Source organism: Mycobacterium sp. DL99, assembly GCF_004762045.1.
Taxonomy (GTDB): Bacteria; Actinomycetota; Actinomycetes; order Mycobacteriales; family Mycobacteriaceae; genus Mycobacterium.
Window position 1 is genome coordinate 763590 of the sequence record NZ_SJOM01000007.1, and the last position, 20429, is coordinate 784018.

Consider the following 20429-nt stretch of genomic DNA (forward strand, 5'->3'; position numbering starts at 1 on the left):
TTACTGGCGGTAACTGGCCAGGAAGTTGCCCAGCCGCTCGATCGCGTGGGCCAGGTCCCGCGACCACGGCAGGGTGACGATACGCAGGTGATCCGGTGTGGGCCAGTTGAATCCGGTGCCCTGCGTCAGCAGGATCTTCTCCTGCAACAGCAGATCGAGCACCAGTTGCTCGTCATCGTGGATGTCGTGCACTTCGGGATCCAGGCGCGGGAACGCGTACAGCGCACCGGCCGGTTTCACGCAGGAAACCCCGGGGATCTCGTTGAGCTTGGTCCAGGCGATGTCGCGCTGCTCGAGCAGCCGCCCGCCCGGCAACACCAGATCGTCGATGCTCTGATGACCGCCCAAGGCGACCTGAATCGCGTGTTGCGCAGGCACATTCGGACACAACCGCATGTTCGACAGCAGGCTGATGCCCTCGATGAAGCTGCTCGCGTGCTCCTTGGGGCCGGTGATGACCAGCCAGCCCGAGCGGTAGCCGGCCACGCGGTAGGCCTTGGAAAGCCCGTTGAAGGTGAGGGTCAGCAGGTCGGGGGCCAGCGTGGCCAGCGAGATGTGCTTGGCGTCGTCGTACAGGATCTTGTCGTAGATCTCGTCGGCCAACAGCAAGAGCTGATGCTTGCGGGCCAACTCGACCATCTGCTCCAGGGTTTCGCGGCTGTACACCGCACCCGTGGGGTTGTTCGGGTTGATCACGACGAGCGCCTTGGTGCGCTCGGTGATCTTTGACTCGATGTCGGCGACATCGGGATTCCAGCCCTGGGTCTCGTCGCACATGTAGTGCACCGGGGTGCCACCGGCCAGTGCGGTCGAGGCTGTCCACAGCGGGTAGTCCGGTGCCGGGATGAGCACCTGATCACCGTTGTCGAGCAGCGCCTGCAGGGTCATGGTGATGAGCTCGGAGACGCCATTGCCCAGATACACGTCGTCGATGTCGAACCGGGGGAAACCCTCGACCAGTTCGTACCGGGTGAATACCGCGCGGCGCGCGCTGGCGATGCCCTTGGAGTCGGAATAGCCCTGCGCGTTCGGCAGCGCCTGGATCATGTCGCGCATGATCACGTCGGGTGCCTCGAAGCCGAACGGCGCGGGGTTGCCGATGTTGAGCTTGAGGATGCGGTGACCTTCAGCCTCCAGCCGTGAGGCATGTTCGTGTACCGGTCCACGGATCTCGTACAGGACGTCCTGCAGCTTCGTGGACTGGGCGAACGTACGCGGCTTCGGGTGCTGACCGGTCTGCCACGGCAACTGATGGGTAGTCACGCTCACCATGGTCTCATCACCGTCCACTGAATTTGGAATTTGCCGAACCAGTAGGTGGCCACCGCCACAGCCGTTCGAGTTGCCAGAGCACATGATCTGTGGGCGCACCTGCCATTCGAATGGCAACCCGCTGTGGGTTCGCTTGGGTGGCCACGCGTGGGCCAAAAAGCTACGAAACCATGGCTGCAACGCAAACGGCGCTTGATTTCCCCAGGTCAGGGGATGTTTCGTGCCGCAATCCTCCGACACGATTGGCAGTCCACATGGCACGAATCAGCGGCAACATCCGGGTCCAGACGCTCGCCGCGGTAGTCGGCGGCAGCGCCGTCGTCGCAATGGGAGTCATTGCCGCGACGTTTGGCGGCGCACCGGAAGGTCCGGCAACCGTCGTCTCCGGCGGATCGATGACCCTCGGTGAGACCACGACCGTCACCTACACCGGCACGATCGCCCCGGTGGTCGCCGTGCCTCCGGTGAAGGCCCCGCCCTACGGCGCCAAGAGCTGATCCCGATACGCCGAACGGCCACCTCCGTGATGGAGATGGCCGTTCGGTGCGTTAGGGACGTGCTCAGCGCTTACCGGGACGCTTGACGCCGGCCTTCATGCCCAGGCCGACGACCGGAGGTTCCGGCTTGGCAGGCTCGGCGGGCGTCTCCGCTGCCGGTTCCGGCGTCGGCTCGGCAGCAGGTGCCGCCGGGGCGGCCGGAGCTGCGGGCGCAGCCTGGGCGGCCTTCTTGGCCCCCGGACGACGGGCGCCCGCGGCGATGCCCAGGCCCACGACCGGCGGTTCCGGCTTGGCCGGTTCTGCCGGTGCGGCGGGAGCTTCAGCAGCCGGAGCCGCAGCGGCGGTCGGTGCCGCCGGAGCAGCTGCCTTCTTGGCACCCGGACGCTTCGCGCCGGTCGCCATGCCCAGACCCTTCACCGGGGCCGCAGGCGCAGCCGGGGCGGCGGGAGCTTCAGCGGCGGGAGCGGGAGCGGCCGACGCGGCCGGAGCAGCAGTCTTCTTGGCGCCCGGACGCTTCGCGCCACCAGCGATGCCCAGACCCTTGACCGGGGCAGCCGGAGCGGCAGGTGCTTCGGCAGCCGGGGCAGCCGAAGCGGCCGGAGCCGCAGCCTTCTTCGCACCCGGACGCTTCGCGGCACCAGCCATACCCAACCCGGTGACCGGCTTGGTGGCAGTCGCTACCGATGCTGAGGCAGCAGGTGCCGCCTCAGCCGCCGGGGCGGCTTCCTCGGCGACCGCGGGTGCCGGTGCCGCAGCTTCGGCCTTGGCCTCCGCTTCGGCGCGTGCCTCGGCCCGCTTCTCGGATTCCTTTGCCGCCGTGCCCTTCTCGGGCAGCTTGATGGCGCTCTTGTCCAGCGAGTTCAACAGCAGCTGGGCCACGTCGAGCACTTCGGCCTTCTCGACATTGCGGGCAGCGGCCACGTCGTCGACACCGTCGGTGATCATCACGCGGCAGAACGGGCAGCCGGTCGCGATGGTCGAGGCGGTGTCCATCGCCTCTTCGGTGCGCTCCACGTTGACGCGCTTACCGATGTGCTCTTCCATCCACATGCGCGCGCCACCGGCACCACAGCACAGGCCGCGGTCGGCGTGGCGGGGCATTTCCTTCAGCGTCACGCCGGAGGCCTCGACCAGCTCACGCGGAGCCTCGTAGACCTTGTTGTGGCGGCCCAGGAAGCACGGGTCGTGGTAGGTGACCTCGGGGCCACCGGTGGACTTGACCGGCACGAGCTTCTTATCCCGGACCAGACGGTTGAGCAGCTGCGTGTGGTGCACCACGGTGTAGTTGGCGCCAAGCTGCGGGTACTCGCGACCGATGGTGTTGAAGCAGTGCGGGCAGGTCACCACGATCTTGCGGTCGACCGTCTCGACACCCTCGAACAGCTCGTTGATGGTCTCGACGTTCTGCGCGGCCAGCTGCTGGAACAGGAACTCGTTGCCGGAGCGGCGAGCCGAGTCACCCGTGCAGGTCTCACCGGTGCCCAGGACCAGGAACTTCACGCCGGAGGCGGCGAGCAGTTCGGCGACGGCCTTGGTGGTCTTCTTGGCGCGATCCTCGTAGGCGCCGGCGCAGCCGACCCAGAACAGGTACTCGAAGCCGTCGAAGCTCTCGACGTCCTCGCCGTAGACCGGCACGTCGAAGTCGACCTCGTCGATCCAGTTGGTGCGGTCCTTGGCGTTCTGGCCCCAGGGGTTGCCCTTGAGCTCCAGGTTCTTGAACAGCACGCCGAGCTCACCGGGGAACTCCGACTCGACCATGACCTGGTAGCGGCGCATGTCGACGATGTGGTCGATGTGCTCGATGTCCACCGGGCACTGCTCGACGCAGGCACCGCAGTTGGTGCAGGACCACAGCACGTCGGGGTCGATGACGCCGCCCTGCTCGGCAGTGCCGACCAGCGGGCGCAGCGCCTGTTCGGGGCCGGAGCCCTCGATGCGGGCGAAGCCGTCTTCGGGCACGCCGTGCCCGTGCAGGCTGTCGCCCAGCTTGGCGAAGTCGACCGAGCCGTCCTCGGGCATCGGCTTGCCCTCGATGATGTAGGGAGCCTTGGCGAACAGGTGATCGCGCAGGTTCATCATCACGAGCTTGGGAGACAGCGGCTTACCCGTGTTCCAGGCCGGGCACTGCGACTGGCAGCGACCGCACTCGGTACAGGTCGCCATGTCGAGGTTGGCCTTCCAGGTGAAGTCCTCGATGCGGCCCTTGCCGAACACCGCGTCTTCAGCGGGATCCTCGAAGTCGATCTTCTCGCCCTTGTACTCCATCGGCAGCAGCGGGCCGAGGCCGTCGGGCAGACGCTTGAAGGTGACGTTGATCGGGGCCAGGCCGATGTGAAGGTGCTTGGAGTGCAGCACGATCAGCAGGAAGGCCAGCATGACGCCGAGGTGGGCGAGCAGTGCCAGGCTCTCCAGCCAGACGTTGGCGGTGTGGCCCAGCGGAGCCAGCAGCGCGGCCATGCCGTCGGAGAAGAAGGCGCCGGACTGGTAGGGGAAGTTCTCGCCCAGCACGTTGACGGCCGCACCACGGAACACCGCGTAGGTCGCGATGACCAGGAAGATCATGATGAGGATCGTCCAGGCGCCGCCGTTGTGCGAGCCGTAGAAGCGGGACTCGCGGCCCAGTTGCTCGGGGTTCTTACGGATACGGATGATCGCGAAGACGATGATGCCGGCCAGCACGGCGACGGCGAAGAAGTCCTGAAGGAAGCCCAGCACCGCCCAGCGGCCGACGAACGGGATGTGGAACTCGGGGTTGAACAGCACCCCGTAGGCCTCGAGGTACACCGTGGCGAGGACGAAGAAGCCCCACATGGTGAAGAAGTGCGCGATACCGGGGATCGACCACTTCAGAAGCTTCGACTGCGCGAAGACTTCCTTGTTCTGGTTCAGGAAGCGCTGGACCAGATGGTCCTTGCGGCCACGCTCGTCGCCGACCTTCTGTCCCGAGCTGATCAGCTTGGTCAGCCACAGCACGCGCTTGGCGGCGAACGCCAAAACGACGAGCGTGGCGAGCACACCGATAATCAGCCGTGACAGAGTCAGGGTGTGTTCGAGACTCCCCACAGAAACGCCTCCATTTCGCGAGTTACCAGCCGGTAACTTAGGCATAGTTACCCGTGGGTAACTTAGCTTCCTTCAGCTCATAGTGACATTTAGGTGTTTCTCACCGCTACCGAGGCTTACCTAACTTTGAGGTAACTGTGGTACGGGTCTCAACCCTCCCGGCGATGGCGCCACGTTCCGACGCCAAGGCCGCCAAGGGCATTGACGAATAGCACTACGCCGCGGATGGCTGCCACATGTTGACAGCAATCCGCGGCACCACGCCTTCTAGCCCCGGGGCGCCAACATCGCCCGCAACATCGAGATCATCTCCGAGCGGGACTCAGCGCCGAGGCGTCGTCGAATGCGGGCGACATGGTGCTCGACAGTCTTGGCCGAGATGAACAGCTGACTGCCGATATCGCGGTAGGGCATCCCGAGCAGCAGCAGTTCGGCTACCTCACGCTCGCGATCGGACAACTTGGTCGACGACGGCGTCGGTGCGGCCTGCGTCGAGGCGGCGACCGGGGCGCCTGAAGCAACCTCGACTTCCTCGACCGCACTGGTCTGCTTGAGATCGCGGGCCAGCTGCAGCATCGCCTGCGACACCCGGGCGTCAGGGGTCTGCAGCGCGGCCTGGCTGGCCAGCCGGGTGCCATCCCAGGTGAGGCCGAACTGGGACAGCGCCCGCGCAGCGGCCGTCACCTCGTCGATGTCGACGTGGTTGGCCAGCACCCGCAACCAGGTCCGCCCGCCATTGGCCAGCGCCCGGGCGAAGGCGCTCTGCCCGGCCGCGGCCGTCAATGCCTGCCCATGCGGGGCGACCGCGCCGGGGGAATTGGCCAGAATCCCGGCATGCACACCCGCCCAGTGCAGCGGCACCGACCACAACACCGGATTACCGAGGGCCGCAAGCAGATTCCACGCCTCGGCCAGCGTGTGCTCCAACCGGTCGACCTGACGCATGCGGGCACCGGCCACCCACAACTCGCCCAGCGGCAGCAGCGAGAACAGGTCGATCGAATACTCAGCCAGGACTTCCACCGCGGCATACCAATACTTCTGTACCGCGCCGCTGTCACCGCTGCGCCGGGCGATCGCGGTACGCAGCGCGGCGGCCCACAACGCGTCGCGCCGGTGCAGATCCTCACCCGCCTCGGCGGCGGCAGCGTCCGCGCCGGCCGCACCGAGCTGACCGTCCTGCATCTTGACCCAGCCCAACAGCAAGCGGTGCCGAGCCGCGCTGAAGGCCTCGTCTTTTCCGCCCGCACGCACTGCGCGGCTGATCACACTGCGCGCCCGCACCGAGTCGCCACCGTGCAGCGCCGCCAGCGTCACCAACGCCGCCGGCGTATCGGGAGCGACGCCACCGGCCTGATATTCGGTCGTGACGGCCTGTCCCAGCCGGGCCACGGTCACGGAGAACGGCTGATCCAGCGACAACACCAAACCTTCGGCCAGGCTGCGGGCCGCCCGTGCGGTCGAGGTGGGCGGCCCGGCCGCCTCTGTGCCTGCCGATGCCCGCGCGGCCTCGCCGTCGCCGGCCGCGAGAAACGCCGTCGTGCTCGCCGAACTGACCAGGACATCCGGATACGGGCCGAGCCACCGGAACAGGTCGGCGGCCTGGGCGGCGCCGCCGTCGTGCATGGCGACACTGGCCGCGACCCGCACACCGGTGGCCCGTTCGGCCGGGTCCTCGGAGCCGAGCAGTTCGTCGGCCATCCGCGCCGCGGTGGTGCAGTCCCCGGCCAGTGCCAGGGCATCGGCCAGGCGGGTGCTCACCGCCGCCGCGCCGGCCGTGACCGCGGCGCGGTAGAGGCGGGCCGCCCGCGCGGGCCGGGCGCGGCTGTGGGCGGCGTGTTCGGCGAGCGCCTCGGCCAGCCGATCGTCGCGTAATCCGTGCTCGGCCAGCCCCACCGCGAGGTCGGCCGACAATGTGGACAGCTCGAGTTGCGAAGCGAGAAGGGAGGTTTCGATCTCGTGGTGGCGGGCGGCGCCGGCGATCTGGGCGAGTGACTCGTGAACCATCCGCACGAACCGCCGGTCATGCGACGGCTCCACCAACCCGCCGGCCCGGGCCCGATCCACCAGGACCGACGCCTCGGCGCCGGTCAACCGCAGCGCCGCCGCGACGTCGTCGGGACCGAGATCGTGACTCAGCGACAGGATCAGCAGCGCATCGCGAGTGTCGTCGTCAACCCGACGCAACCGCTGCAGCAACGCGAACCGGGCCGCATCGGCCGGCGCATCGACCGCATCCGCGGCCGCCTGCAACAGAAATGGCAATCCGGCTGTCGCGGCCAACACCGATCTGACGGTCTCCTGGGTGGCCGGGGCTCCCAGCGCCGTGCTCAGAAGCCGACCCACCTCGGCTGTCGGTATGGGCCCGAGGCGTGCCACCGGGTTCTCCCGCTCCAGCGTGGTGGCCAACGTGACCAACGGCGGGCGATGTGTCAACGGCTCGCTCGCCACCACGACGGTCGACGCTGGATCGGCGACTTTCTCTGTGAGAAAGCCGATTTCGCTGTCACCGAGCAGATGTGCGTCGTCGACGACGAACGCCGCCTCAGGTGCGTCGTCCGGCCGGGGCGCACGGGTCAACACAACACGGTCGGCCTCGCGCAGTGCGGTGCGGACCGCGGCGAGCACCGTGCTCTTCCCGGTTCCGATCCCGCCGGACAGCAGCAGCTTGACCGGTGCGGTCGGGTCGGCCAACACCGCAGCGATCGCCGATCGGGCAGCCAACGGAAGCTCCGGAACGGACTCCGGTGCCGGGGCGGTCATGGTGACTGCCTAGGAGACGCCGTCGTCGGCACCCTCGGCCGCCGCAGTGGTCGTGACCGGCGGCTGGGTGGTGGTCGGCGGCTTCGTTGTCGTCGGGGGCTGCGTGGTCGTCGTCGGCGGTTGCGTCGTGGTGGTCGTTGTCGTCGGCGGCGTTGTCGTAGTCGTTGTGGTGGTCGTCGTTGTCGTGGTGGTTGTGGTCGGACTGGTCGTGGTGGTGGTTTCCGGTGCCGACGTCGTCGTCTCCGGCGGTGGCGGTGGCGGAACCACGACCGTGGTCGTCTTGACCCCGTCGGGGCCCTCGGTCACGGTGGTGACCGGCTCAGGCGGCGGCCCCTCCGGAGACGGGCCCATCGAATAGGTGGTGCTGGTCTCAGTCACGGGCGTGGAATCACCGGTGGTGCTCGTCAAGGTCACCGCGAGGCCGCCCGCAGCCAACAGAGCGGCCGCGGCTGCGGCCCCGAACAGGATCGGCGGGCGTTTGTACCAGGCCAGCGGCGCCGGACCGGCGTCGAACATCTCCTCGTCGTGGCTGAACTCGACGGACGGTCGCGCCGCCGTCGTGCCCGCGGGAGTCTGGTAGTCGCCGCCCGCGTACGGCACCGGCTCGTTGCCGGGCGCGTCGTCCTGCGACCAGGCCAGGGCGCCGACATTCCCCGCGTCGGCGGCCGGAGCCTGACTCGTCGGGGCCATCCCGGTCGGTAAATCGGCGGCGGCCACCTCGGGAGCCAAACCCGTCGGCGCGTCGGCAGCCGCCACCATGGGGGCCATCCCCGTCGGCGCGCCCGCGTCGACGACCCGCTCGGCGACCAGCGCTGCCCCGGCCGCGACGTCGAACTGCGGGCGTGCGGTGGTGGCGACCGCTGCCCGCAACCGTTCCGACAGCCGCTGGGTAACAAGAGGAATCGCCGCACCGCCGCCCACAGTCGCCACCGCGGTCACACTCGACAGCGCAATGTTGTTGCGCTGCAACGTGTCTTCGATGACATCCAGCAGGCCCGCCAACGGCGCGGACACGAGTTGCTCGAGTTCGGGGCGGGTCACCCGGACATCGGAGTTGAATCCCGGCAGCTCGGTGCGGATCACGGTGGCGGTGTTGGCGGACAACTGCTCTTTGGCCTGACGGCATTCAGCCCGCAGCCGGGCCAGCGATCCGACGGCCGCGGTGCCCGCCGGGTCGGCATCGTTGGCCGACGCGACCCCGCTGAGCACATGGTTCAGCAGGGCCTGGTCGATCAGGTCGCCGGAGAAATCGGGATAGCGCACGGTCGGACCGATGGTGGCGAACGCCGCACCGGCGTCGGCCAGTGTCACGCTCGTGCCGCTGCCGCCGAAATCGCACAACACCACGACGCCGTCGGCGGGCAGCCCCGGATCGGCCTGCAGGGCCGCCAGCGCGGTCAGAGAGTCCGGCACCAGGCCTGGCGCGGTGCCATTGGGGGCCAGCCCGGGATAACGAGGCAGTACATCGCGCAAGGCGCCGACGGTGCTCGGACCCCAGTGCGCCGGGACGGCGATCACCACCGGCGCACCGCCACCGGCCAGGCGGGCCATCGCGGCCAACGCCTCGGCCAGCACCAGCTCGCCGCGGTGCTGGGACCCGTCGGCGGCGACCAGGGGAACCGGGTCGCCCACCCGTTCCACGAAGCCGGCCAGCGGCAACCCGCTGCCGGTGTACTCGCCCACGTCGGGGGCACGGTCGTTGTGCAGGGTGAGGATCGATCGGCGGATCACCGGTTGGCGGCCCTCGCGGGCTGCCACCAGGTTGGTCATCCCGATCGACAACCCCAGTGAGTCGGTCATCAGGCGTCACTCCTGTTGTCTCGGCCGAACCTCACCCTAACGGCTGAGACCGCCAGAGCCCGTGATTGATCCCCTAGTGGCGTCGATCCCCTAATGTTCACCCCCCTAATGGCGGGCGGGCAGGGGTGGGTTCGGCACCGATCCCAGCACCCTCACAGCTGGCTAACATTCAAATCGAACTGTTGAGGAGGTGGAGCATGGCGAACACATTGCTGGACTTTGTGATGTCGCTGGTACGCGACCCCGATGCCGCTGCCCACTATGCCGCCGATCCGGCCCAGGCCATTGCCGATGCCCATCTGACCGATGTGACCAGCGCGGACGTCAACAACCTGATTCCCGTCGTGTCAGAGTCGCTGTCCATGACCGGCACGAACACGGGGTTCGGCGATCTCGGTGCGGCCGACCCGGGCGGCAACGTCTGGGCCAGCGGTGCGGCGACGGCGGCGTTCGACGCCTTCGGCGATCACGTGCCGCTCGATTCCCCCGACGATGCCTGGGACTCGACGGCCGGCCAGGTCATCGATCAGTCGGGCTCCCTGGACCACCTCGTGTCCTCTGCGTCGGCCATCGACGATCCCGGCCTCGTCAATCAGCCGTTCGATGACGTATCTCTGCAGCTCAACGAACCTGTCATCGAGGATGCACCGGTCGTCGATGCGATGCAGGCTGACGGCTGGGCCCAGCCCATCGTCGACGACCAACACCACACCGACAGTGGTGGCGGATTCGACATCTTCGACTGATCTGCCCCAGCGTTCCAACAAGCGCACGACCCAAGTGGTCGTGCGCTTGTTGCGGCTGCGGCGAATCCATAACGTTGTCTCCAGATCGCCGGACAGCCCGGCGGGGGGACTCACCAGAAACTCCCAGAAACATCCGAAAGGTTGGAGACATGACCACTCTGATCGACTTCATCCTCGAGCTCTTCCGCAGCCCGGCCGCCGCGGCGGCCTACGTCGCCAATCCCGAGAGCGCACTTCGGGACGCGGGCCTGCCCAACGTGTCGGCCGCCCAGCTCGCCTCCGTGGCGGCATCGGCCGCTCCGGCCGGCATCGCGTTGGGGAACGGCGACCCGGTGTACGGGCTGCAGCGAGCCGTGGCCGACTACCACAGCATCGGCTCCCCGTTCTCCCCGCAGACGGCCTTCACCTCTCAGCCGACGTTCGCGCCGGAGACCAACACCGATTTCATGAGCGGCAACTCCACGGATCTGGCCAGCCACAACAACACCCCGATCATGAGCCCCAACCAGGACGCGGGCGCCAACGCTCAGCAGGGCGCGTTCAACCTGGGCTTCGGTGACATCACGCTGGGCAACAAGACCACCACCACCAACACCGCCACCGACGGGGCCGTCGTCAACACCGGTCACTCCAGCGGTCCCATCGTCACCGGCGACGGCGCCGTGCTGGGCCACGGCAACACCGTCAACAACGGCGATGTCTGGGCAGGTTCGGGTTCCCACGTCAACGTGGGTGAGGGCAATGCCATCCAGGACAGCTCGCAGCACGCCGGCGGCAATGTCATCTCCGGCAACGACGGACCGGTGATCAGCGATGTCGACATGAGCGGCGGTCATGGCGGTGGCGCCAGCGCCAGCGGTGGCGGCGGCCTGCTCGGCATCGGTGGCGGACACGCCAGCGGCGGCGACGGCGGCAACGCGGGCAGCATCGTGATCAGCGACAGCTCCAACCACGCTGTCGGTGGCAACCAGACCACCGCCGGTCACGACGTGGGCAGCGGCAACAGCAGCGTGATCGACTCGTCGGTGCACAGCTCGACGACGACCACCAGCTCGACCACCACCTCGACCAACACCTCGCTGTCCGACCACTCGGTCACCGACAACTCGATCCACGAGGACAGCTCGGTGCACAGCTCCAGCTCCGTGCACAGCTCGGTGACCGACGACTCCGTGCACCAGGTGGGCGGGCTCAACAGCAGCTTCGCGCCTGAGACCCACACCAACACCCACCTGGACACCTCGTCGCACAACGACGTCGGTTTCCACGGGTTCTGATCCGCACCAGTCAGCGACGGGCGGGGACTCCCACACCTGGGGAGTCCCCGCCCCGTTCGTGCGCTTACGGTGGATTCCGCAGGAGGGAACTTCCATGACCCAACCGACGCAACCGACTGACCCCCGCAAGGTCAAGGTGATCGTCGAGCTCATCGACCACACCACCAAGATCGCCGCCGCGCGGGATCGTGGCGATCTCGTGGAACGGCTGAAAGTGGCCAATGTGCGGATCAACGATCCGCAGATCCGGGTGGTCATCGCCGGTCAGCTCAAACAGGGCAAGAGCCAGTTGCTCAACTCGCTGCTCAACGTCCCGGTGGCCCGCGTCGGCGACGACGAAAGCACCGTGCTGGCCACCGTGGTCTCCTACGGCGACCAGCCCACGGCGCGGCTTGTGGTGGCGCGACCCGACGGCGCCGAACCCGAGCTGATCAGCATTTCGCCCTCGGACCTGACCAAGGATCTGCGCCGGGCGCCCGAAGCCAGCGGCCGTGAGGTGCTGCGTGTCGAGGTGACCGCGCCCAGCCCGTTGCTCAAAGGCGGGCTCGCATTCATCGACACCCCGGGTGTGGGCGGGCATGGGCAGCCCCACCTGTCGTCCACGCTGGGGCTGCTGCCCGATGCGGACGCACTGCTGATGGTGAGTGACACCAGCCAGGAATTCACCGAGCCAGAGATGATCTTCATCCGGCAGGCGATCGAAATCTGCCCCGTGGCAACGATTGTCGCGACCAAGACCGACCTGTATCCGCACTGGCGGGAAATCGTCGGCGCCAACGCCCGTCATCTGCAACGGGCCGGGATAACGACCCCGGTCACTCCGGTGTCTTCGGTGCTGCGCAGTCATGCCATCCAACTCAACGACAAGGAACTCAACGAGGAGTCGAACTTCCCGGCCATCGTGAAGTTCCTGTCCGACCGCGTGCTCTCGCGCGAGAACGATCGCATTCGCGATCAGGTGGTGGCTGAAATCCATTCGGCCGCAGAGCATCTTCTGTTGGCGGTGGATTCCGAGCTATCGGCCTTCAACGATCCGGGCGAACGCGAGCGGCTGACCGCGGACCTGGAACGGCGCAAGGAGGAAGCCCAGGAGGCCTTGCAGCAGACGGCACTGTGGCAGCAGGTGCTCAATGACGGTATCGCCGATCTGACCGCCGACGTCGATCACGATCTGCGCCACCGGTTCCGCAATATCACCGCACACACCGAGAAGGTCATCGACTCCGGCGACCCCACCCTGCACTGGGCCGAGATCGGCGCGGAACTGGAAGAAGCGGTGGCCATCGCGGTCGGCGACAACTTCGTATGGGCGTACCAGCGGGCCGAGGCCCTCGCGGCCGAGGTGGCTCGCACTTTCACCGAGGCCGGTTTGGAGGCGGTGCAACTGCCGCAGATCGACGCCCGCGATATGGGCGCTGGATTCGGCGAGATGAAATCGCTGGCCCGCCTGGAGGCCAAGCCGATCAAGGCTGGGCACAAGGTCATCACCGGCATGCGCGGCTCCTACGGCGGTGTGCTGATGTTCGGCATGCTCACCTCCTTCGCGGGGCTGGGCATGTTCAATCCGTTGTCCCTCGGCGCCGGCCTGGTTCTGGGCCGCAAGGCCTACAAGGAGGACATGGAGAACCGCATGCTCCGGGTGCGCGGTGAGGCCAAGACCAACACCCGCAAATTCGTCGACGACGTGGCGTTCGTCGTCGGCAAGGAATCTCGGGACCGGCTCAAAGGCATCCAACGTCAACTGCGCGACCACTACCGCGGGATCGCCAACCAGACCACGCGCTCGCTCAACGAATCGCTACAGGCCACCCTGATGGCCGCGAAGATCGAAGAAAACGAACGCAATACCCGCGTCGCGGAACTGGAACGTCAGCAGAACATCCTCAAACAGGTCGTCCACCACGCCACGAATCTCGCGGCCGAGGGCGCCTAGGCTCCGGCCTAGGAGACAGCGAGGACGATGGCCGCGATCGTCGCGGTCAACGGAGCTGCCAGGCAGCCGATCAGCATTCCGAGGCCGACCTGCGTTGTCTTGCCGCCCGAGAAGTAGAACAGGCCCCCGATTGCGGCCACGATCAGGAGTGCGGGCAAGACAAAGTAGAGCAGAAAGATCACGAAGTATCCCATTGTCACAGCGGCGAATTCGAATATGAGGCTGGTGACGAGAGCCGCGACGAAGCTGAGGGGGCCGAACTTGGTCGGCGCGGGGTTGTCCGTCATTCGTAGATCCAGAATGCAGCGACCAGCCAACCGATCAACACCGCTGCCGCCGAGCCGGCGACGGCTAGGCCGACGCCGCGCAAACGCGAAGACCGAGCTTTGAAGAGCACGATGCTCATCACGAGGGCAACCACAGTTGACGTCGCAGCCCCGGCCGACATCATTGTCCGGTGCGGGTCGCCGACCAACACCCACTTTCCCGCCGCCCAAGTGGTCGCCAGGAAGAGTGTCAGCACCAACTGGAACACCAGCGGTACCGACCAGGTGGCTGTCCGCCATGTGTCGGAACTGACTCTGCTCGCAGTTTCCATGTGCTGCACCTCCGTGCCGGCGGACCGAGAGGCTGACCGCGTGATCGCCTCGGTGAACATTCAACCGTGTTCGGCACGCTTTAAGCTCGAAGGGTTGACTGGCGGCGAAAGGTTGGACTCCGCAGCGTGAGCACGGCGGATCAGGTGCGTTCGATTCTGAGCGGCACCATCAAGGCGTACCGAGGTGACCCGGCCTATCGCAATCGGCCCGACGTGTACAACGAGCTCGACCGCATCGGGCGCCGGCTCAACCAGCCGATCCGTATCGCGCTGGCCGGCACGCTCAAGGCCGGCAAGTCGACGCTCGTCAACGCGCTGGTCGGGGAGGACATCGCGCCCACCGATGCCACCGAGGCGACCCGCATCGTCACCTGGTTCCGGCACGGGCCCACCCCCAAGGTGACCGCCAATCACCGTGGCGGGCGGCGTGCCAACGTGCCGATCGCGCGGGATCCACATGATCGCGGTCTCACCTTCAGCTTCGCCGGGCTCAATCCCGAAGACGTAGTGGACCTCGACGTCGAGTGGCCCGCCGCCGAGCTCATCGACACCACGATCATCGACACCCCGGGAACCTCGTCGCTGTCGCGAGACGTGTCGATGCGGACCCACCGGCTACTCGTCCCCGAGGACGGCGTGCCCCGCGTCGACGCGGTGGTCTTCCTGTTGCGCACGCTCAACGCCGCCGACATCGCCCTGCTCAAGCAGATCGGCGAGCTTGTCGGCGGGTCGTCGGGCGCACTCGGCGTGATCGGAGTGGCCTCCCGGGCCGATGAGATCGGTGCCGGCCGCATCGACGCGATGATGTCGGCCAAGGACGTGGCCAAGCGGTTCACCGAGGAGATGGACAAGACCGGGATCTGCCAGGCCGTCGTCCCGGTGTCCGGACTGCTCGCGCTGACCGCCCGCACCCTGCGGCAGAGCGAATTCGTCGCGCTGCAGAAGCTCGCGAGTATCGAGCCCGCTGATCTGACGAAGGCGATGCTTTCGGTGGACCGGTTCGTGCGCGAGGACAGTGCACTGCCGGTCGACGCTGCCACCCGCGCCGCGCTGCTGGACCGGTTCGGCATGTTCGGCATCCGAATCTCGATCGCGGTGATGCACGCCGGGGTGTCCGACTCCGTCGCCCTGGCCGACGAACTGCTGGAACGCAGCGGCCTGATCGCGCTGCGCGACGTGATCGACCAGCAGTTCGCGCAACGTTCGGAGCTGCTCAAGGCACATACGGCTCTTTTGTCGTTGCGGCAGTTCGTGCAGGCGAATCCCATCTATGCGACGCCGTACATCCTTGCCGACATCGATCCGCTGCTCGCCGATACGCACGCCTTCGAGGAGCTGCGGCTGCTCAGCCTGTTGCGCTCGCGGCCCACGACGCTGAACGAGGACGAAATGGCCTCACTGCGCCGCATCATCGGCGGCTCGGGTACCGATGCGGCAAGCCGGCTGGGACTGCAACCCGACGCCCCGTTCGACGGGCCTCGCTCGGCCTTCGCGGCGGCGCAGCGCTGGCGGCGGCGGGCCGATCATCCGCTCAACGATCCATTTACGACGCGGGCCTGCCGGGCCGCGGTGCGCAGTGCCGAGGCGCTGGTCGCCGAGTACTCGTCGCGCCACTAACGAATCAGGGCTCTCCGTCGACATACAGGTATGCGTGATTGCCTGGGGTTGTCCGTGGGGGCGACCAATCTGGTGGCGATCGCCGATCATGCGCCGCTGGTGCGGCGGGCGGTGTCCGCACTCGGTGACGGCTCGGTCATCGGCGGATTCGTCGAACGGGTCGGCGACCCGGTGCCGCTGGTCGCCGCCGACGGTTCGACCCATCACGCGGAACGGTTACTGGCCGGCGCCGTCGAGGCGCTGACGCGTGAGACCAGCCCGACGCATCGGCCCAATGTGTCGGTTGTGGCGGTGCCCGCGCATTGGAGCCCTGCGGCATTCGATTCCGTGCGTCGCGCGATGCCCGGCGTTCGGGTGGTTCCCGATTCGGTCGCGGCGTTGACGGCCATCCAGTCGCATCCGGGTCTGCCCGCCCGCGGCGTCGTCGCCCTGTGCGATTTCGGCGGTTCCGGCACCAGCCTGACGCTTGCCGACGCTGGGGCGGGGTACGCGACCATCGGGCAGACGGTGCGATACCAGGACTTCTCCGGCGATCTGATCGACCAGGAAGTGCTGCGACACGTCCTGAGCGACCTGGATGCCGAACCGGCCGGGACCGCAGGGGTGGCCGCATTGGGCCGGCTGCGCGAACAGTGCCGGGCCGCCAAGGAACGGCTGAGCGATGAGAGCGCCACCAGCCTGGCCGGTCCTGCGGGCGCGATCAGACTTACCCGCCCTGAGCTGGACGCGGTTGTGGATCAGCCGCTGGGCGGCGTGATCGAGGCTCTGCTGGACCTGCTGCGCCGCAACGGTATTCACCCGGCGCAGCTGGCTGCTCTGGTGACGGTCGGTGGCGGAGCGCGGATACCCCTTGTCACCCAACATCTTTCCGATGCTTTCCGATTGCCGGTCAGCACCGTGCCGCAGGCCCAGGTGATCGCGGCAGTCGGGGCTGCGCTGCTGGGCCGACGCGGTGCCGACGAGACCGCGACGCAGGTGGCGTACGCGTCTGCTCCCGTCCTCGGCACCGGGACGATCGCGGCATCTGCTCTGGCGTGGTCGGTGTCTGACTCATCGGCTGAGGTCGCCGAGTTCGTCCCGGCATCGGTGACCGACGACTCGGCCCGGCCGGAGTTCGTGTTCTCCGAGCCGCCTTTGCCGCCCGCTGCCGCACGTGTTCGCTGGTATCGGCGCGGGGGAGTGGTGGCGTACGCGGCGGTGTTCCTGGCCGTCGTCGGCACGGTCGGCATGGTGTTGTCGGCACGGGCCGACCGCCTCGATGCCGCCGCGACCGGATCCAGCCTTGCGGCGCCGCAGACGGTTCCGGCCGAGTCCCCGTTGGTCCAGGCCGCGCCCGCACCGCCGACCCGGACCGTGGTGGTGCGCGATCCGTCGTGGCCAGGCCCTGGCGCGCCCGCGCAATCCGCGCCGCAGCCCGCAGCTGCGCCACGGTTGGTGCAGAGTCGTCAGACCGCGCCGCTTGCCCCGGCCCCACAGGCGCCCCAGCCTCAGCCTCGACCGGCCGCGCCGGCGCCCGCTCCAGTGCCTGTGCCTGTGCCTGTCGCGATCCCGCCGATTCCGGTGCCGCCATTGGTGTTTCCGCCGGTGACGCTCCCGCAGTTGCCGATCCCGACGTTCAAGCCGCCGGTGTCTGAGCCGTCGCCTTCGCCGAGTCCGTCGCCGTCGCCCACGCCGGAACCAAGCCCGTCGCCGACTCCTTCACCTTCGCCGGAGCCCACACATACCCCTGAGCCGACGGTTGAGCCCACACATTCGCCAGAGCCCACGCATTCGCCAGAGCCGACCAAGGCGCCAGAGCCCACACCCACATCGGTGGCGCCGTCACCCTGATACGGACTTAAACCGAGGATTCCTGCTTGATGTTGACTGGAATCCTCGGTGTTGACGACTATGCGGCGCGGTCGAGTCGAGTGAACTCACACCGCGGCCCACACGGGTGGCCGGCCACTGCGAGCCCGTGCCGCTGCAGCACCTGAGCGATCTTGCTCGCGGTCTGACACGGCCGGTCGAAGACTTGCCCGTAGGAGAGCCTGACTGTCGAACGGCCGTCGACGGCGGCGTCGAGATCCCGTTGAAATCCGCATCCCGCCTGGTCGTCGAATCGTGGTAGACCCGGCCGTCGAGCTCGACGATGAGCTGTTCGCCGTACTCGGCATCGCGATAGCAGACACCGATGGATGACGCGGCCCGCTTCTGCCGCTTTGCCTTGGGTAGACCATGCGCGCGCTCGACGCGAACGAGATAGCCATGCTCGAGAACCGAGCAGGTGCCGTCGGCGATATCGACCAATACCGCGCGTAACCACCGGCGATGGCGTACCCGTGCCCGAGAATCGAGCACTTGCAGCAGCCGATGCGCAGTGGTTCGCCGCGATTGGCAGGCGTTGGCCAGGACCGCGATGGCATTGAGTTCGGACGCGGCGCGGCACGCGACATCGAGCGCGGCTTCGTCGTAGCGCATCCGCGGTGGGCTGACGTTCCACAGCACCCGCGCCTGAAGGTTCGCAAGGTGGTGAATGCGGACTCCCGCCGGTTCAGCCAACATCGCGCGCTGTTGCGCGACGGCTACATGGATGGGCAACGCGTCGGCTCCAAGGGCAGAATCGAAGCACAGTGCAGCCGGAGCCGCGTAAAGCACTGCTGCCCAAGCGCGTTGCGACCACGTCAGTGGTCCGGTGTGATCGACGTACACGCCCACGTGGACCCGCGCCCACTGATTGCGTCTGAGTAGTCGCCGGATCTCGTGCTCTTGCAGGCCCGCGTCCAACGCCTGCCGGCGCGAGATCACCCCATCCTGTTGGCGAAGCACATCGTCAACGTCCACCGACTCGATACTTCTGGAGAGCTGCGACGGCGGCCAGCAGCATTTCGAGGACATGTGGATAACCAGCTGCGCCGCGTCAGGCTAGGGATTACCCGCAGGCGTTGTCGTCGTCACCGGCGCAGTTGTCGTGGTGGTTGTTGTCGGCGCGGTCGTCGTGGTCGTGGTGGTGGTCTCGGTGGTTGTTGTGGTTGTGGTCGTGGTGGTCTCCTCGACCGTCGTGGTGGTCGGCGCCACGGTCTCGGTGACGGTTTGAGTGGGTGCGGGAACCACCGGCGCCGTGGTGACGACCGATGTGGTGGTTGTCGGTGTGGTCGACGTGGTGGTTGTCGTGGACGTCGACGGGGAGTCTGACGAGAACAGCTGCACCAGGGCATAGATGACCAGCGCCGCGATGACTGTGCCCCCGGCGCCCATGCCGATCAGTGCGGCGGGCTTGCGGTACCAGGGAACGGGCTCGGGAGTGGGCGGCGCGGAAGGCTCGGAGTACTCGCCGTAGCTCGGGGCGTATTGGGTGGGCTCGTCGTCGTCGTAATAGTTCGACACGCGCCGATGGTAGGCGGGTTCAGCCGCCAGGTGCCGGATACAGCGTGCGTGTCACGTTGGTGCGGGGCCTGCTGTGCGTCGTGGTCGGGTACTCGCCGTAACCGGCGCTGCTCGACTCCGTCGTCGTGGTCGTAGTGGTCGTGGTAGTTGTCGTGGTCGTCGAGGTGGGCGAAGTCTCGGACGTGGTCGAGGTCCCGGAGGTGTCCGAGGGCGACGTCGTCGTGGTGTCGGACTCGCCCGGCACGCCGAACTCGGTGGTCACCGGAAGCCGACTGGTGGTGGTCCGGGTCGTGGTGGACTTCGAGGTCTTCACCGAAGTCGACGCAAAGCTGGGTGGGACGAAATCTATCGGTGCGTCCTCGGGGCCGCCGGAGCCCGTCAGCGCGATCGCCATCCACACCACCAGGCCGATCACGGCGAGGGCCGCCGCGCTGGCCCCGGCAACCGCCGGCGTCGAATGATGCCAGGGCACCTCGGGAGGCCGCCCTTGATCGTCGTCACCGGTCACGGGCACCGATACTATGCCCGGCCCTCCAGCGGGCCTCGGTCAGCTCAGCTGACGGATGACATCGCTGGCGAACAGCTCGATGTGATCGAGATCGGACTGGTCGAGCATCTGCAGGTAGACCCGCTGCACCCCGGCCTCCAAGAACGGCCCCAGCTTGTCGACGATCTCGGCGGGTGTGCCGACCAGCGGCGAATTGCTGCGCAGCTCGTCCACCTCGCGGTTGATCGCCGCGGCCCGTTTGGTGATCTGCGCTTCGTCGCGGCCCGCGCACACCACGAACGCCGCCGAGTAGGTCAGGGAGTCCGCTGCTCGTCCAGCCGCGGTCACCGCGTCGGAGACCCGCGCGAACTGCGTCTTGAGGAGGTCCAGCGGTACGAACGGCACATTGAACTCAGAGGCGAACTCGGCGGCGAGTGCCGGTGTGCGCTTGGCCCCCATGCCACCGATGACGATCGGCGGGTGCGGAGCCTGGGTGGGCTTGGGCAGCGCCGGTGAGTCGACGACCGTGTAGTGCTTGCCCGCGAAGTCGAACGTCTCGCCGACGGGGGTGTCCCACAGGCCGGTGAGGATGCGCAGCTGCTCTTCGAGCCGGTCGAAACGCTCACCCAGTGGCGGGAACGGGATGGCGTAGGCCTGGTGTTCGGCCTCGAACCAGCCGGCGCCGAGGCCCAATTCGACACGGCCACCGCTCATTTCGTCGACCTGTGCTACGGAGATAGCCAACGGTCCGGGGTGGCGGAAGGTGGCCGAGGTGACCATCGTGCCCAGCCGGATCGTCGAGGTTTCGCGTGCGATGCCGGCCAGCGTCACCCAGGAGTCGGTCGGCCCGGGTAGGCCGTCGCCGCTCATCGCCAGGTAGTGGTCGGACCTGAAGAACGCCGAATAACCGAGAGCTTCGGCTGCGCGGGCGACCGCGAGCTGATCGGAGTAGGTAGCGCCTTGCTGGGGTTCGACGAACACACGGAAGTCCACGGGGCCAGCCTATCGGC

The 20429-nt window shown here is 67.5% G+C and carries 15 protein-coding genes and 1 pseudogene; 7 read left to right on the plus strand and 9 right to left on the minus strand.

The window, feature by feature from the left end:
- Complete coding sequence (locus EYZ64_RS03800) at window positions 1-1290, minus strand: pyridoxal phosphate-dependent aminotransferase (protein WP_167857696.1); 1290 nt, start codon at window positions 1288-1290, stop codon at window positions 1-3.
- A 236-nt stretch (window positions 1291-1526) separates the two neighbouring features.
- Between EYZ64_RS03800 and EYZ64_RS03805 the strand changes: the two genes are divergently transcribed.
- Entirely contained in the window at window positions 1527-1769 is a 243-nt protein-coding gene (locus EYZ64_RS03805; protein ID WP_135451939.1) for a hypothetical protein, read from the plus strand.
- A 63-nt stretch (window positions 1770-1832) separates the two neighbouring features.
- Here EYZ64_RS03805 and EYZ64_RS03810 read toward each other — a convergent pair whose 3' ends face one another.
- The 3 genes from EYZ64_RS03810 to EYZ64_RS03820 form a co-directional block, all read right to left on the minus strand.
- Window positions 1833-4832: a heterodisulfide reductase-related iron-sulfur binding cluster gene (locus EYZ64_RS03810; protein WP_286174605.1), complete on the minus strand. Its 3000-nt coding sequence runs from the start codon at window positions 4830-4832 to the stop codon at window positions 1833-1835.
- A gap of 267 nt (window positions 4833-5099) precedes the next feature.
- Window positions 5100-7595: an isoniazid response ATPase/transcriptional regulator IniR gene (iniR, locus tag EYZ64_RS03815; RefSeq protein ID WP_135451943.1), complete on the minus strand. Its 2496-nt coding sequence runs from the start codon at window positions 7593-7595 to the stop codon at window positions 5100-5102.
- A gap of 9 nt (window positions 7596-7604) precedes the next feature.
- Complete coding sequence (locus EYZ64_RS03820; RefSeq protein WP_135451944.1) at window positions 7605-9395, minus strand: Hsp70 family protein; 1791 nt, start codon at window positions 9393-9395, stop codon at window positions 7605-7607.
- A 197-nt stretch (window positions 9396-9592) separates the two neighbouring features.
- On the opposite strand from EYZ64_RS03820, the gene EYZ64_RS03825 reads away from it, so the two are divergent.
- The 3 genes from EYZ64_RS03825 to iniA all read left to right on the plus strand — a co-directional run bounded on the left by EYZ64_RS03825 (window position 9593) and on the right by iniA (window position 13351).
- Window positions 9593-10141 carry an Rv0340 family IniB-related protein gene (locus tag EYZ64_RS03825; protein WP_135451946.1) on the plus strand — a complete coding sequence of 183 codons (549 nt, stop codon included), beginning with the start codon at window positions 9593-9595 and terminating at the stop codon, window positions 10139-10141.
- A 149-nt stretch (window positions 10142-10290) separates the two neighbouring features.
- Window positions 10291-11418 (plus strand): IniB N-terminal domain-containing protein, encoded by a 1128-nt coding sequence (locus tag EYZ64_RS03830; RefSeq protein WP_135451949.1) that lies wholly within the window; start codon window positions 10291-10293, stop codon window positions 11416-11418.
- A 94-nt stretch (window positions 11419-11512) separates the two neighbouring features.
- Complete coding sequence (iniA, locus tag EYZ64_RS03835; RefSeq protein ID WP_167857697.1) at window positions 11513-13351, plus strand: isoniazid-induced dynamin-like GTPase IniA; 1839 nt, start codon at window positions 11513-11515, stop codon at window positions 13349-13351.
- A gap of 8 nt (window positions 13352-13359) precedes the next feature.
- Here the strand turns inward: iniA and EYZ64_RS03840 are convergent, their stop codons facing one another.
- Both EYZ64_RS03840 and EYZ64_RS03845 read right to left on the minus strand, forming a co-directional pair.
- On the minus strand, window positions 13360-13638 hold the full coding sequence (locus tag EYZ64_RS03840) for a hypothetical protein (RefSeq protein WP_135451951.1): 279 nt from the start codon (window positions 13636-13638) through the stop codon (window positions 13360-13362).
- Window positions 13635-14009: a hypothetical protein gene (locus EYZ64_RS03845; RefSeq protein WP_135451953.1), complete on the minus strand. Its 375-nt coding sequence runs from the start codon at window positions 14007-14009 to the stop codon at window positions 13635-13637. Before EYZ64_RS03845 ends, EYZ64_RS03840 begins: the two co-directional genes overlap by 4 nt.
- Before the next feature lie 66 nt (window positions 14010-14075).
- On the opposite strand from EYZ64_RS03845, the gene EYZ64_RS03850 reads away from it, so the two are divergent.
- The gene (locus EYZ64_RS03850; protein ID WP_135451955.1) at window positions 14076-15566 is read left to right on the plus strand and encodes a dynamin family protein; all 1491 of its coding nucleotides are present in this window, start codon (window positions 14076-14078) and stop codon (window positions 15564-15566) included.
- Between the two features lie 54 nt (window positions 15567-15620).
- Window positions 15621-17396, plus strand: a complete 1776-nt coding sequence (locus EYZ64_RS03855) for an Hsp70 family protein (protein ID WP_353653662.1) — start codon at window positions 15621-15623, stop codon at window positions 17394-17396.
- Between the two features lie 58 nt (window positions 17397-17454).
- Here EYZ64_RS03855 and EYZ64_RS03860 read toward each other — a convergent pair.
- Both EYZ64_RS03860 and EYZ64_RS31965 read right to left on the minus strand, forming a co-directional pair.
- Window positions 17455-18389: pseudogene (locus EYZ64_RS03860) on the minus strand (type IV toxin-antitoxin system AbiEi family antitoxin domain-containing protein).
- A gap of 81 nt (window positions 18390-18470) precedes the next feature.
- Window positions 18471-18932 (minus strand): hypothetical protein, encoded by a 462-nt coding sequence (locus EYZ64_RS31965; protein WP_167857698.1) that lies wholly within the window; start codon window positions 18930-18932, stop codon window positions 18471-18473.
- A 125-nt stretch (window positions 18933-19057) separates the two neighbouring features.
- On the opposite strand from EYZ64_RS31965, the gene EYZ64_RS31970 reads away from it, so the two are divergent.
- On the plus strand, window positions 19058-19393 hold the full coding sequence (locus tag EYZ64_RS31970) for a hypothetical protein (protein ID WP_167857699.1): 336 nt from the start codon (window positions 19058-19060) through the stop codon (window positions 19391-19393).
- A gap of 86 nt (window positions 19394-19479) precedes the next feature.
- On the opposite strand, the gene EYZ64_RS03870 is transcribed toward EYZ64_RS31970, so the two are convergent.
- Window positions 19480-20412 carry an LLM class F420-dependent oxidoreductase gene (locus tag EYZ64_RS03870; RefSeq protein ID WP_135451959.1) on the minus strand — a complete coding sequence of 311 codons (933 nt, stop codon included), beginning with the start codon at window positions 20410-20412 and terminating at the stop codon, window positions 19480-19482.
- Window positions 20413-20429: the final 17 nt, after the last annotated feature.